At 64.6% G+C, this 13,479-nt stretch carries 9 protein-coding genes; 7 read left to right on the forward strand and 2 right to left on the reverse strand.

Going from position 1 to position 13,479, the window contains the following annotated elements:
* Nucleotides 1-63: 63 nt before the first annotated feature.
* Entirely contained in the window at nt 64-1,305 is a 1,242-nt protein-coding gene (locus IVB27_RS43185; protein WP_456664519.1) for a TRAP transporter large permease, read from the forward strand.
* 124 nt (nt 1,306-1,429) lie between these two features.
* Nucleotides 1,430-3,361 (forward strand): alkyl/aryl-sulfatase, encoded by a 1,932-nt coding sequence (locus IVB27_RS02940; RefSeq protein WP_247441265.1) that lies wholly within the window; start codon nt 1,430-1,432, stop codon nt 3,359-3,361.
* A gap of 76 nt (nt 3,362-3,437) precedes the next feature.
* Here IVB27_RS02940 and IVB27_RS02945 read toward each other — a convergent pair whose 3' ends face one another.
* On the reverse strand, nt 3,438-4,508 hold the full coding sequence (locus IVB27_RS02945) for a glycosyltransferase family 4 protein (protein WP_247348261.1): 1,071 nt from the start codon (nt 4,506-4,508) through the stop codon (nt 3,438-3,440).
* Between the two features lie 275 nt (nt 4,509-4,783).
* On the opposite strand from IVB27_RS02945, the gene IVB27_RS02950 reads away from it, so the two are divergent.
* The 5 genes from IVB27_RS02950 to IVB27_RS02970 all read left to right on the forward strand — a co-directional run bounded on the left by IVB27_RS02950 (nt 4,784) and on the right by IVB27_RS02970 (nt 11,746).
* A complete protein-coding gene (locus IVB27_RS02950) occupies nt 4,784-6,547 on the forward strand; it encodes an ABC transporter ATP-binding protein (protein ID WP_247348263.1) in 1,764 nt (587 codons plus the stop codon).
* Nucleotides 6,548-6,603: 56 nt separating this feature from the next.
* Nucleotides 6,604-8,808, forward strand: a complete 2,205-nt coding sequence (locus IVB27_RS02955; RefSeq protein WP_247441268.1) for an amylo-alpha-1,6-glucosidase — start codon at nt 6,604-6,606, stop codon at nt 8,806-8,808.
* A gap of 21 nt (nt 8,809-8,829) precedes the next feature.
* Nucleotides 8,830-9,351 (forward strand): PRC-barrel domain-containing protein, encoded by a 522-nt coding sequence (locus IVB27_RS02960; RefSeq protein ID WP_247441271.1) that lies wholly within the window; start codon nt 8,830-8,832, stop codon nt 9,349-9,351.
* Between the two features lie 23 nt (nt 9,352-9,374).
* Complete coding sequence (locus IVB27_RS02965) at nt 9,375-10,688, forward strand: MFS transporter (protein ID WP_247441273.1); 1,314 nt, start codon at nt 9,375-9,377, stop codon at nt 10,686-10,688.
* Between the two features lie 113 nt (nt 10,689-10,801).
* The gene (locus IVB27_RS02970) at nt 10,802-11,746 is read left to right on the forward strand and encodes an oxygenase MpaB family protein (RefSeq protein WP_247441275.1); all 945 of its coding nucleotides are present in this window, start codon (nt 10,802-10,804) and stop codon (nt 11,744-11,746) included.
* A 133-nt stretch (nt 11,747-11,879) separates the two neighbouring features.
* On the opposite strand, the gene glgA is transcribed toward IVB27_RS02970, so the two are convergent.
* On the reverse strand, nt 11,880-13,295 hold the full coding sequence (glgA, locus tag IVB27_RS02975) for a glycogen synthase GlgA (protein WP_256468284.1): 1,416 nt from the start codon (nt 13,293-13,295) through the stop codon (nt 11,880-11,882).
* Between the last annotated feature and the right edge of the window lie 184 nt (nt 13,296-13,479).

The raw sequence follows: 13,479 nt of genomic DNA on the forward strand, positions 1-13,479 counted from the left end.
CACGTGATCACGCTGCCGCAGGGCCTGCGTGTCGCCGTTGTCTTCGGCCTTCTGCTGTCGTTGATGCTCACGGGCATGCCGATTTCGATCGCGCTCGGTCTGACCGTGCTCAGCTTCATGTTCACGCTGACCGACGTGCGAACGGAATCGGTGGCGCTGAAGCTGTTTACAGGCATCGAGAGCTTCGAGATCATGGCGATCCCGTTCTTCATCCTTGCCGGCAACTTCCTGACCCATGGCGGCGTGGCACGCCGGATGATCGCTTTTGCGACCGCGCTGGTCGGCCATTGGTACGGCGGCCTTGCGCTCTCGGGCGTGGTCGCCTGCGCGCTGTTCGCCGCGATCTCCGGCTCATCGCCGGCCACGGTGGTGGCGATCGGATCGGTGATCCTGCCTGCGATGGTCGCGCAGGGGTTTCCGAAGCGGTTCGGGGCGGGCGTGATCACGACCTCCGGCTCGCTCGGGATTCTCATTCCACCCTCGATCCCGATGGTCCTTTTTGCCGTCTCCACCAACACCTCCGTCGGCAAGCTGTTCATCGCCGGGATCGTGCCGGGGCTCGTGCTCGCCATGCTGCTCGGCGCCACGACGTTCTATCGGGCCTGGCGTAACGACTATCCGAGGATGCCGAAAGCAACCCTCGTCGAGCGCTTCGATGCGTTCCGCAAGTCGATCTGGGGTATCCTGCTGATCGTGATCGTGATCGGCGGCATCTACAGCGGCCTGTTCACACCGACCGAAGCTGCCGCCGTCAGCGCGGTGTATGCCTTTATCGTCGCAGTGTTCATCTACAAGGATCTGAAGCTGCGAGACGTGCCGCGCGTGCTGCTGTCGTCGGCAAATCTGTCGGCGATGCTGCTCTACATCATCACCAACGCCGTCTTGTTCTCGTTCCTGATGACCTACGAGAACGTGCCGCAAGCGCTCGCGCAATGGATGATCGACCAGGGCCTCGGCTGGATCGGCTTCCTCCTCGTCGTCAATCTCCTGCTGCTGGTGGCGGGCAACGTGATGGAGCCGTCCTCGATCATCCTGATCATGGCGCCGATCCTGTTTCCGGTTGCGATCAAGCTCGGCATCGATCCGATCCATTTCGGCATCCTGATGACGGTCAACATGGAGGTCGGACTGTGCCATCCGCCGGTCGGCCTCAATCTCTACGTCGCCTCGGGCATCGCCAAGATGGGTATCACCGAGCTCACGGTCGCGGTGTGGCCATGGCTCCTGACCATGCTGGCGTTCCTTGTGGTCGTGACCTATTGGCCGGGCCTGTCGTTGTGGCTGCCCAGGCTGTTGGGCATGTAGCTGCGAACACGCTGCATCCTCTCCGCCTTTGGGCGCGGGGCTACGCATCACGCCGTCCTCCCGCCATGGCAATCGACCGCGAGATGCGGTTAGATGCCGCGCGAGAGGCCGGGAGGAGATCAAGATGACAGACACGTCCAGCAGCGAGCCGAAGGACGCAACGGCGTCCGTCATCGCGCAGCAGACGGCGATGCTGAACGCGCTGCCGTTTTCCGACACGCGGGATTTCGACGATGCCGCGCGCGGCTTTCTCGGCACGATCGACAACGCGAAGATTACAAACCCGCAAGGACGGACAGTCTGGAGCCTCGAACCCTACGGCTTCCTGTCGACCGAGCAGGCGCCGCCGACCGTCAATCCCAGCCTGTGGCGGCAGTCGCGACTCAACATGCAGCACGGGCTGTTCGAGGTCGTGCCCGGAATCTACCAGGTGCGTGGGCTGGACATCGCCAACATGACGCTGATCGAGGGCGACAGCGGTGTCATCGTCGTGGACACGCTGACCTCGATTGAGGGCGCGCGCGCCGCGCTCGATCTTTACTACAAGCATCGCGGCCAGCGGCCGGTCGCGGCCGTGATCTTCACCCACACCCACACCGACCATTGGGGCGGCGCGCGCGGCGTGCTGGAGGAGGATGCGCTCGCCACCGGGCGCGTGCCGATCATCGCGCCCAATTTGTTCATGGAGCATGCCGTCTCCGAGAACATCATCGCGGGACCGGCGATGCTGCGCCGGGCGCAGTACCAGTTCGGGCCGCTTCTCGCCAAGGGCGTGCGCGGGCAGGTCGATTGCGGCCTCGGCAAGTCGATGGCGGCAGGTTCAGTGGCGCTGCTGAGGCCGACCGATTTGATCATGGCGACCGGCGACAGGCGCGTGATCGACGGCGTCGAATTCGAATTCCAGATGGCGCCGAACAGCGAAGCGCCGGCGGAGATGCATTTCTTCATCCCGCGCTACAAGCTGTTGAACCTCGCCGAGAACTGCACCCACAATTTCCACAATCTGCTGCCGTTCCGCGGCACCGACGTGCGCGACGCGCTGGCCTGGTCGAAATATTTGGGCGAGGCCTTGCAGCTCTGGGACGGCAAGGCGGAGGCGATGTGCGGCCAGCACCACTGGCCGGTGTGGGGACGCGACCGCATCGGCACCATGATCCGGCAGCAGCGCGACCTCTACAAATTCGCGCATGACCAGACCATCCGCCTGATGAACCACGGCCTCACCGCCGCCGAGATCGCCGAAACCATCCAACTGCCGAAGAGTCTCGAGGGCGCCTGGCATGGCCGCGGATATTACGGCCATATCCGGCACAATGTGAAGGCGATCTACCAGAAATATCTCGGCTGGTATGACGCCAATCCGGTCAATCTCGATCCGTTGCCGCCGGTGGAATCCGGCAAGAAGTACGTCGAATATATGGGTGGTGCCGACGCCATTCTGGCGCGGGCGCGTGCCGATTTTGACAAGGGCGAATTCCGCTTCGTGGCGCAGGCGCTCGGCCATCTCGTCTTTGCCGAGCCGGATAATGCGGCGGCGCGCGCGTTGCTGGCGGACACGCTGGAGCAGCTCGGCTATGCCGCGGAAAGCGCGACCTGGCGCAACGCCTATCTGTTTGGCGCGCAGGAATTGCGCCAGGGCATGCCGAAGGTGCCGGCGCGCCCGCCGATGCCGCGCGAGACGCTGGCGGCGCTGCGCACCTCACAGCTCTGGGACGTGCTCGGCATCCGCCTCAACGGACCGAAGGCGGAAGGCAAGCACATCGTGCTGAACTGGAGCTTTTCCGACACCGGCGAGACGTTCGTGCTCAATCTGGAGAATTCCGCGCTCACCTATACCGAGGGCGTACAGGCGGAAGGCGCGGATGCCAGCTTCACGCTCGCGCGCTCAACTTTTGACGAGGTGATCGCGAAGCTGACGAGCTTCCCGGAAGCCGTCGCCGCCGGCAAGGTCAAGCTATCCGGCAACCCGATGCGGCTCGCCGAGCTGATGGGCCTGATGGACGACTTCCCGCGCATGTTCGAGATCGTGGAGCCGAAGCGGGCGGAGGTGAGATAAGCTTCTCGTGCTCCGGCTCTGCGCCGCAACGCAAAAGGCGTTGCAGCGCGTCCGGGACACGAGAGTGGTCAGCAAACTACTCCGCGCTGCTCACCAGCTTGATCCGCGGCGCCTTCTCCTCGTCCAGGCTGCGATAGGCCGCGAGATAGTCCAGCGCCATGCGCCGCGCCGTGAAGCGCGTCTCGAACTGCTTGCGGATGGCGGAGCGGTCGAGTTGCTGCAGGCGGCCGACGACGCCGGCCGCGCTGAGGACGTCCTCGACGACGAAGCCGGTGAGGCCCTCGTCGATGATCTCCGGCACCGAGCCGCGGTTGAAGGCGACGACCGGCGTTCCGCAGGCCATGGCTTCGATCATGACGAGACCAAACGGCTCCGGCCAGTCGATCGGCAGCAACAGGCCGAGTGCGCCGCTCAAAAAGTCCGACTTCTCGTGATCGCTGATCTCGCCGATGAATTCCACCAGCGGATTGTTTTCGATCATCGGCCGGATCAGCTCGTCATAGTAATCCTGGTCGGTACGGTCGACCTTGGCCGCGATCTTCAGCGGAATCCCGCAATGGGTCGCGATCTTGATGGCGCGGTCGACGCCCTTTTCCGGCGCGATGCGGCCGAGCACGGCGAGATATTCCTGCTTCGCCGGCTTCGGCGTCAACAGGTTCTCCGGCAGACCGTGGTGGATCGTCCTTACCCAGTTCGCCTGCGGCACCGGCCGCCGCTGCGCGTTCGAGATAGAGATGACGGGGACCTTCGAAAAGGTGTTGAAGACCGGCTGATGCTCCGGGAGGTCGAGCCGGCCGTGCAGCGTGGTTAGGAACGGCGTCGGCTGCCGGTAGAACAGCGACCACGGATAATAATCGAGATGGAAGTGGAGGAAGTCGAACTCCTCGTCGTCACATTTCTGCCGCACCCGCTCCAGCATCACCATGTGCAGCGCATTGGGATCGCGCACGGAACCGTCGAGGCGGAGCGCCCGCGGCCATAACGCATCCAGCTTCGCCGAGGTCTGCGAATCGCCGCTGGCGAACAGCGTCACGTCGTGTCCAAGGGCCACCAGCTCTTCCGTCAACCAATGCACCACCCGCTCGGTGCCGCCATACAGCTTGGGTGGAACAGCCTCCGTCAACGGAGCTACCTGCGCGATGCGCATCTCGCCATCTCCTCTGCGATCATGAACGTGAAACCCCCAGTCTTTGCGGCACCGGCAATGCCAGTCAGGGGAACGTTCCCGCACTTGCGAAGTTCCTTCCCTCAGAGGTTACTTATTGGACACGTCGGGTGCTCGTCGCGGTGCTGCCATCACATCTCCGCAGATCGTCCGCATCCGCATGTCGTGATGGGTTTGCCCGGGAACCGAGGCGAAGTGGTCGATGTTCAGTCGACTAACAGAAAAATTGAAAACATCACGACGGGGTCGATAGTCACATGGATCATCTTTCTGGATACGCGCGCCGGCCATTCGCCTTTGTTTTGCGCTATCTCCGGCGTCGTCTGGCGTCGCATCTCGTGATCCTGACCGCTGTCGTTGCGGCCGTTGCCTGCTCCGTAGGCACGCAGTACGGCGTTAAATCCCTCGTCGACAGCCTGACGGCCGGAACTTCACACGGTGGCAGCGTATGGCTGGCATTCGTTTTACTCATGTCGCTGATCGCCGCCGACAATTTCCTTTGGCGGATCGCCAGCTGGACGGCGAGCTTCACCTTCGTGCGTGTCACGGGTGATTTACGCCGTGACATATTTCGTCATCTGACAGGCCACGCGCCGAGTTACTTCTCCGACCGCATGCCGGGCATGCTGACGAGCCGCATCACAGCGACCTCGAACGCGGTGTTTACCGTCGAGAACATGTTCGTCTGGAACGTATTGCCGCCCTGCATCGCCACAGTTGCGGCAATCGCTCTGATTGGAACCGTCAGTCCCTATATGGCACTCGGCTTGATTGTGATCGCTGGCGGCATGGTGCTGGCGATGTTCCGTCTGGCGGCTGCGGGCAAGCCGCTGCACGACGACTTCGCCGATAAGGCCGCCGTCGTCGACGGCGAGATGATCGACGTCATCAGCAACATGCCGCTGGTGCGCGCCTTTTGCGGCATCGGGCACGAGCATGAGCGTTTCGATGCGACGGTGAACCGGGAGCTCACGGCGCGCGGTCGCAGCCTGCGCTATCTGGAGAAGCTGCGGCTTATCCATGCCGGCATTACCGTCGTGCTCACAATCACCCTCATGGCCTGGGCCATCATGCTCTGGCAGGATGGCGCGGCGACCACCGGCGACGTCGTGCTGGTCTGCACCCTCGGTCTCTCCATTCTCAATGCGACCCGCGATCTCGCGGTGGCGCTGGTCGACGTCACCCAGCACGTTGCGCGGTTGACCGAGGCGATCGCCACGCTGCTGGTGCCGCATGAATTGCGCGACCACCCCGACGCCGAGCCGCTGGTAAAGAGGGGCGCCGCGATCGCGTACAACAACGTCACCTTCGGCTATTCCGGGGGTGAGAAGATCTTTGAGCGGTTCAGCCTGCGCCTGCAGCCCGGCCAGCGCGTCGGCTTGGTCGGCCAGTCCGGCGGCGGCAAGTCGACGCTGTTCGCGCTGCTCCAGCGCTTCTACGATGCCGACGAAGGCAGCATCACCATCGACGGCCAGGACATTTCCAAGGTGACGCAGCAGAGTCTGCGCGCGGCGATCTCCGTCGTGCCGCAGGACATCTCCCTGTTCCACCGCTCGATCCGCGAGAACATCCGCTATGGCCGCCCGAACGCCACCGACGACGAGGTGCTGCGTGCGGCGATTGCGGCGCGCTGCGATTTCGTCGAGAGTCTGCCTGGTGGTCTCGACACCATGGTTGGCGACCGCGGCGTCAAGATGTCCGGCGGCCAGCGTCAACGCATCGCGATAGCGCGTGCCTTCCTGAAGGACGCGCCGATCCTGCTGCTGGACGAAGCGACCGCCGCGCTCGACAGCGAATCCGAGGAAGCGATCCGCGAGGCGCTGTCGCGGCTGATGCGCGGCCGCACCGTCATCGCGATCGCGCATCGCCTCGCGACGCTGCGCAATTTCGACCGCGTGATCGTGTTGAAGGGTGGTAAGATCATCGAGGACGGGTCACCCGAACGTCTGATGCAAGGCCACGGGCCCTATCGTGAGCTGGTCACGCAGGAAATGAGCCGGCTCGCGCAGGCCGCCGCGTAAACCAACAGTCGCGTTCGAGTCGGTTGCGTGTCGAAACAAGCGCAGGGGAGCTGCTGATGTCGGCTGAAGCCGTTACTCAATTCATCTCCGTGACGCGGACCATGGACCAGGTCGCGGAGCAGCCTTTCTATATTCCGATGACGGGACCGTCGGCGCGGCCGCGGCGTTCGCTCAAGCACGACGATACCTTCATCGTGCTTGACAGCCATGGCGACATCGGCGCCTCGGCCGGCGGGCCTGACGGCCTGTTCCATCACGACACGCGCTACCTCGCGAGGCTTGAGCTCGTGCTCGACGATCTCCAGCCGTTGCTGCTGGGATCCAACCTGCGCGACGACAACTCGGCGCTGACGGTCGATCTCACCAATCCGGATATCTACCGGGAGGGCAGCCTCGTACTGCAAAAGGACCTGCTTCACATCGTGCGCACGATCTTCCTGTGGCGCGGCACTGCCTATCAGCGCATCGGCGTGCAGAACCACGGCGATCGCCCGGCCAATTTCGGGCTGACCCTGCTGTTCGACAATGATTTCGCCGATCTGTTCGAGGTTCGCGGCGAGCGGCGTCCGCGTCGCGGCATTGGCTCGAGCCGGCTGTTGGGCCCGACCGACGTGCTGTTCGACTACCGCGGTCTTGATGACGCCGAGCGCACCACATGCCTGCATTTCGACCCGCGCCCGACGAAGTTGTCGGTGAATGCCGCAACCTGGCAACTCGAACTCGATCCGCATGAGTCGAAATCGCTGTTCGTGGCCGTGTCCTGCAATCGGCCGATCACGGAGAAGCCGGCGCGCTTTTTCAGGGGGCTGCTCGCCCACCGCCGCGAGATGCGGCAATCGACGATGGGGACCGCCAGCATCGAGACATCCAACAACATCTTCAACGAGGTGCTGTGCCAGTCCATGGCCGACCTCAACATGCTGATGACGGAGACGCCGCAGGGCCGCTATCCCTATGCTGGGATTCCCTGGTACTCGACGACGTTCGGCCGCGACGGCCTGATTACGGCTCTGCAAATGCTGTGGGTCGACCCGCGCATCGCCAAGGGCGTGTTGCGGCGGCTCGCGCATTTCCAGGCCAAGGCGGTCGATCCGCTGAACGATGCGGCGCCCGGAAAGATTCTGCATGAGATGCGCGGCGGCGAGATGGCGGCGCTGCGCGAGGTGCCGTTCGCTCAGTATTACGGCAGCGTGGATTCGACCGCTTTGTTCGTGCTGCTCGCCGGAAGCTATTTCGAGCGCACCGGCGACGAGAAGACGTTGACCGAGTTGTGGCCGGCCATCGAGGCGGGGTTGGCCTGGATCGACGGCCCCGGGGACCCCGACAAGGACGGCTTCGTCGAATACCAGCGAGCCACGGAAAAGGGCCTCGCCAATCAGGGCTGGAAGGATTCCTACGACGCGATCTTCCATGCCGATGGCCAGCTTGCGGAAGGCAATCTCGCGCTGGCCGAGGTGCAAGGTTACGTCTTTGCCGCCAAGCGGCTCGCCGCGCGCTGTGCGCTCCGGCTGGGCAAGCCCGATCTCGCCAAAAAGCTCGAGGCCGAGGCCAAGGCGCTGGCCGAGCGCTTCGAGGCCGCGTTCTGGTGCGAAGAGCTCGGCACCTATGCGCTCGCGCTCGACGGCAAGAAGCGGCCCTGCAAGGTACGGACCTCAAACGCCGGGCAGGTGCTGTTCAGCGGCATGATCCGTGAAGATCGCGCCCGTCTCGTCGCCGCCGATCTGATGGGGCCGCACTTCTACTCGGGCTGGGGCATCCGCACCGTCGCTGTCGGCGAGGTGCGTTACAACCCGATGTCCTATCATGACGGGTCGATCTGGCCGCACGACAACGCACTGATCGCGCTCGGGCTCGCGCGCTACGGGCTGAAGCATTCGGTCGCGCACGTCTTCAAGGGACTGTTCGACGCTGCAACCTACATGGACCTGCGCCGGTTGCCCGAATTGTTCTGCGGTTTCCGGCGCGAGAAGCGGCGCGGCCCGACGCTCTATCCGGTCGCCTGCGCGCCGCAGGCCTGGGCCAGCGCAACCGCGTTCACGTTGCTGGAGGCGACGCTGGGCATCGAGTTCGATGTGGCGCGCGGAGAGATCCGGCTGCGCAATCCGCGTCTGCCGGCGTTCCTGCACGAGGTGATTTTGCGCGATCTGCGCCTGGGCGAGTCCAGCGTGGATCTGCGCGTCAGCCGCCATGGCGAGGACGTCGCGCTGGAGGTGTTGCGCACGCGTGGACAGATCCAGGTCTCGATCGTGTTGGCGCGCTAGCGGCGCGCGGGAGGAGGGTGCATGCGTACCGCCGGATGGTTGATCCTGAGCGTGGCGATCGTCGCGGGATTGACGGTCGCCGTATCACGAGCTGCGGAGGAATTGCCCGCGCCTTCAACTGAAGCGAATGCGCCGCCGACGATGCAGCCGCCGGCGTCATCGGTCCCCGTCACGCCAAAGGACGCCGCGCCACCGCCGTCGGTCACGATCATCGGCGCCAACGATGCGCATGGTGTGCTTGGGCGTGACGTGCTCAGCGCGGCGAACGAGGGCATGGGTCGCATTGTCGACGTCATCGTCGATCGCAGTGGCCATGTCCGCGCGGCCGTGATCGATTTCGGCGGCTTCCTCGGCGTCGGCAGCCGCAGGATCGTGGTTGACTGGAACGCTTTGCGGTTCGGCAAGATCGCCAGCAAGAAGGACAGCATCACGCTGGAATTGACCAAGGCGCAGGTCGCGGCCGCGCCGGAATACAAGGAGGACGCGCCGATGGTCGTGCTCGGCGCGTCCGGCAGCCTGCAACCGCTGCAAGCGGTTCAGTGAGGCGCGGGGAGGGATGGCCGCCTGTGCTGTTGTCGAGAAAGCCGAACCATGCAGATCGCGAGGGCCGCGTTAAGCACGACAACGATGCCGCGCCATTGCCTCCCGGCATTCCGGCACCGTCGCGCCAGAGCCTGCGCGGTCTCGACTGGTTCATCTTCTTCCTCGCCGATGTACAAACCGGATTTGGTCCCTTCATCGCGGTTTACCTCACAACGCAAAAATGGACCCAGGTCGAGATCGGCCTGGTGCTGTCGATCGGCGGCATCGTTGCTCTGATCGGACAGATGCCGGGCGGCGCCATCATCGATGCCGCAAAATCCGAACGGCTGGTCGCGGGCCTCGCCATCGCCACCATCGGCTGCTGCGCGCTCGCCTATGCGGCGATGCCGATCTTCCCCGTGGTGGTGGCTGCGGCCACCTTGCACGCGGCAGCGAGCTGCGTGCTCGGGCCGGCGATCGCGGCGATCAGCCTCGGCCTAGTCGGACCGTTCGCGATCGGCGAGCGGCTCGGCCGTAACGCCCGCTTTGCCTCGCTTGGCAACGGTGTTGCGGCTGCCGTAATGGGCACGGCCGGCTATCTCCTGTCGAGCCGCTCGGTGTTCCTGGTCTCCTTCCTGCTCGCGATCCCCACTCTGATCGCGCTGTCGCGCATCCGCGAGCATGAAGTGGACATCGCGCGCTGCCACGGCGAAATGCCGCGCGAGGCGAAGGATCGCGGCGACACCAATATCTGGCACTTGATCCGACAGCGTCCGCTCATCGTCTTTGCGCTGAGCGTCTTGCTGTTGCAACTGGCGAACGCGTCGATGATGCCGCTGATGGCGAGCGCGGTGACGGCGCGATCGGCCCAGTGGGCGACGGTGCTGGTCGCCTTTTGCATCGTCGTGCCGCAGGCGATCGTGGCGTTGCTGTCGCCGACGGTCGGACGCAAGGCGCAAGCGTGGGGTCGCCGGCCGCTGCTGCTGATCGGGTTCGGCGCGCTGGCGATCCGCGGCCTGCTGTTCGCCACCGTGCGCGATCCCTATTTGCTGGTGCTGGTGCAGGTGTTCGACGGCTTCACCGCCGCGGTATTCGCAGTCATGATCCCGCTGATCGTGGCTGACGTCGCCTTCGGCAGCGGCCATTTCAATCTTGCGCAGGGCATCGTCGGCACGGCAACGGGCATCGGTGCATCGCTGAGCACCGCGCTCGGCGGCTACGTCAGCGACAAATTTGGCAATGCCACCGCCTTCCTCGGGCTGGCAAGCATTGCTGCGACGGGATTTCTGCTGATCCTGATGGTGATGCCGGAGACCCGGCGCAAGGGCATGATTGCGCCAAAAGAAATAGCCGGCTGAACCAATCAGCCGGGGCGTCGTAGGATCGGGCCGGGTGAGAACATCGCCGTTCATCGAATTGCCACAGGCCTCGCGGATTGTCGGTCCTCGCTCGCAATCGAAAGGCCCTGCAAGTGGTGTCCGCGAACGATCTGGAATTTGCCCTCGATCAAGTCCGCGCCAACGCCCCGGAGCAGGTCCCCGGCGTGTTCGGCCCGTCCTCGGTGACCTGGCGGATCGACCGCGAGGCCGTCATCTTTCTCGGCGCCGGTCGTGCGTTGATGCTGCAGTTGGCCCACCCTTGGGTCGCCGCCGCCATCGCCGAGCATTCCAAAACCTTCGCCGATCCGATCGGGCGATTTCACCGCACCTTCGACATCGTCTTTGCCATGGTGTTCGGCTCGCTCGACCGCGCGCTGTTGTCGTCGCGGCAATTGCACCGGCGCCACAGCATGATCGTCGGCGAGATGCCCGAGACCGTCGGTCCGTTCGTGGCCGGCTCGCGCTACTGTGCCAACGACATCCCGTCGCTGTGCTGGGTTCATGCCACGCTGGTCGAGACGGCGCTGATGGCGCACGATCTGGTTTTGCCGCCGCTCTCGGCGGAGGAGCGCGAATGCTACTGGACCGAGAGCCGGACGTTCGGCGCCTTGTTCGGATTGACGGGGGACGACCTGCCCGCGGACTGGTCAGGCTTTGCGGCCTACACCAATGCGATGGCGCAGTCGGACACGCTGACCGTCAGTCCGGCCGCGCGTGAGATTGTGAGGCAGATCTTTTGCGGCGCGCGTCCGTGGTTGCGGCCGCCGCGATGGTATCGCGCGCTCACGGCGAGCTTGCTGCCGGAGCCATTGCGCGCGGGCTTTGGGTTTGAGCTCGACGAGCGCAACACCAGGTCGGCCGACAACGCACTGAAATGGATCCGGCGGGTCTACCCGAAATTGCCGGACCGGTTGCGCTATGTCGGTCCTTACCAGGAAGCGCAAGCGCGGCTAAACGGCGAGCCGCAGCCCGACTGGTTGACCCGGTGCCTCAACAGAGCCTGGATCGGCCGCTCGCAGATGGATCAGCGCCGCTAAGAAGCGCCTCCCGCATGTCCCGGACAAGCTGCGACGCAGGGGCCGCGAACTGCTGCGCGACATGGGCCCCGGCTCTGCAGCGCACCGTCGAAGAGACGCTGCGCCGCGTCCGAGGCACGAGAGAGCGCAGGCCTCACACCGCCGCCAGCTTCCGGTACAGCGCGTTGTAGCTGCCGGCCGAGATGCTCCAGGAGAACGACCGTCCCATCGCGCTGCGGCGCATGGTGTCGAGCTGGTCGTGCGCCATGAAAGCCTGGAAGGCCCGGCGGACGCCGCCGAGAAAGGATTGGTGCGAGGGTTTTGAGAACAGGAAGCCGGTTTCGCCGTCGGTGATGGTCTCGGCGAGGCCGCCGGTCTGGTGGCCGATCGGCAGCGAGCCGAAGCGCTGGGCGTACATCTGGCTGAGCCCGCACGGCTCGAAGCGCGACGGCATCAACGTGAAATCGCTGCCGGCGAAGATGCGGCGCGCCTGGGCGTCGTTGAAGCCGATCACGACCCCGATCGCGTCGGGCCGCCGGCGATGGGCGTCGATCAATGCCTGCTCGAGCGCCGGCTCGCCGGAGCCGGTGACCACGATCTGCCCGCCGGCATCGACGATCTCGTCGGCCGCCGCCAGCACAAGGTCGATGCCCTTCTGGTGCACGAGCCTCGCGACGATGCCGAACATAGGCCCGCGCGACACCGCGAGCCCGAACTGCTTGCGCACGTAATCCGCATTGGCTTTCTTGCCGACCCAGTCGCCGGCGCCGAACTGCTGGGCGAGCTGCGCGCAGGAGCGCGGGTCCCAGCTCTCGTCGATGCCGTTGAGGATGCCCGTGAGCTCGGACGCGTCGGAGCGCAGCCGCAGCAGGCCTTCCAGGCCGCAGCCGAATTCGTCCGTGGTAATTTCCCGGGCGTAGGTGCCGCTGACGGTGGTGAGGTGCGAAGCATAGACCAGTCCCGCCTTGAGGAAGGAGAGCTGGTCGTAGAACTCGACGCCGTCGATATGGAAGGAGCTTTCGGGGACGCCGATTCGCCGCAGCGAGTCTTTGGGGAAAAGCCCCTGATAGGCGAGGTTGTGGATGGTCAGGATCGACGGCAGCTTGGCGCCGCGCCAGGCCAGGTAGGCTGGCACGAGCGAGGCCTGCCAGTCATTGGCATGGATCAGGTCTGCTGCCCAATTCTTGTCCAGCTTGCCCATGGCAAGCTCAGCGGCGGCCGAGGCCAAGCGCGCGAAGCGGATGTCGTTGTCCGGCCAGTCGCGCCCGGACTCGTCACCGTAGGGATTGCCGGGCCGGTCGTAGAGTTGTGAGCACAACAGCACATAGACAGGAAGGCCGTCCTTGGTCGCGGCCCGGCCGAGCGAGCAGGCCGGCATCTCCGCGAATGCCGGACAGCGGCCAACGATCTGAATATGCGTGAGTTGTTCGATGATGTCGCGATAGCCGGGCAACATGACCCGGATATCGGCGAAGGGACGCAGCGCTCTTGGAAGAGCCGCGGAAACGGCTCCAAGTCCGCCGACGCGGACGAAGTCGTCCATCTCTGTCGTAACGAACAAGACCCTCAAGAACAGCTGCCCTCATCCGATCCCGTTGCTGCTATGCAAGAACGGGTCCAGTTGCCCTGGAATTCCCAGGCCCGCCCGCGCGGCGCATCGGTTCGGTAAAGACTTTCCTACTCAGCCGTCGCCCTCTAGGGTCGGCGCACCAACAACAGAGAACTTCGATAGTTCCTAAGTGACCCGAGGACGC

The organism is Bradyrhizobium sp. 197 (genome assembly GCF_023073375.1).
Classification (GTDB): domain Bacteria; phylum Pseudomonadota; class Alphaproteobacteria; order Rhizobiales; family Xanthobacteraceae; genus Bradyrhizobium.

Excerpts from the sequence above, each read along its gene's own strand:
- IVB27_RS43185 (WP_456664519.1), top strand. The coding sequence starts at position 64 with ATGCTCACGGGCATGCCGATTTCGATCGCGCTCGGTCTGACCGTGCTC.
- IVB27_RS02940 (WP_247441265.1), top strand. The coding sequence starts at position 1,430 with ATGACAGACACGTCCAGCAGCGAGCCGAAGGACGCAACGGCGTCCGTC.
- IVB27_RS02945 (WP_247348261.1), bottom strand. The coding sequence starts at position 4,508 with ATGCGCATCGCGCAGGTAGCTCCGTTGACGGAGGCTGTTCCACCCAAG.
- IVB27_RS02950 (WP_247348263.1), top strand. The coding sequence starts at position 4,784 with ATGGATCATCTTTCTGGATACGCGCGCCGGCCATTCGCCTTTGTTTTG.
- IVB27_RS02955 (WP_247441268.1), top strand. The coding sequence starts at position 6,604 with ATGTCGGCTGAAGCCGTTACTCAATTCATCTCCGTGACGCGGACCATG.
- IVB27_RS02960 (WP_247441271.1), top strand. The coding sequence starts at position 8,830 with ATGCGTACCGCCGGATGGTTGATCCTGAGCGTGGCGATCGTCGCGGGA.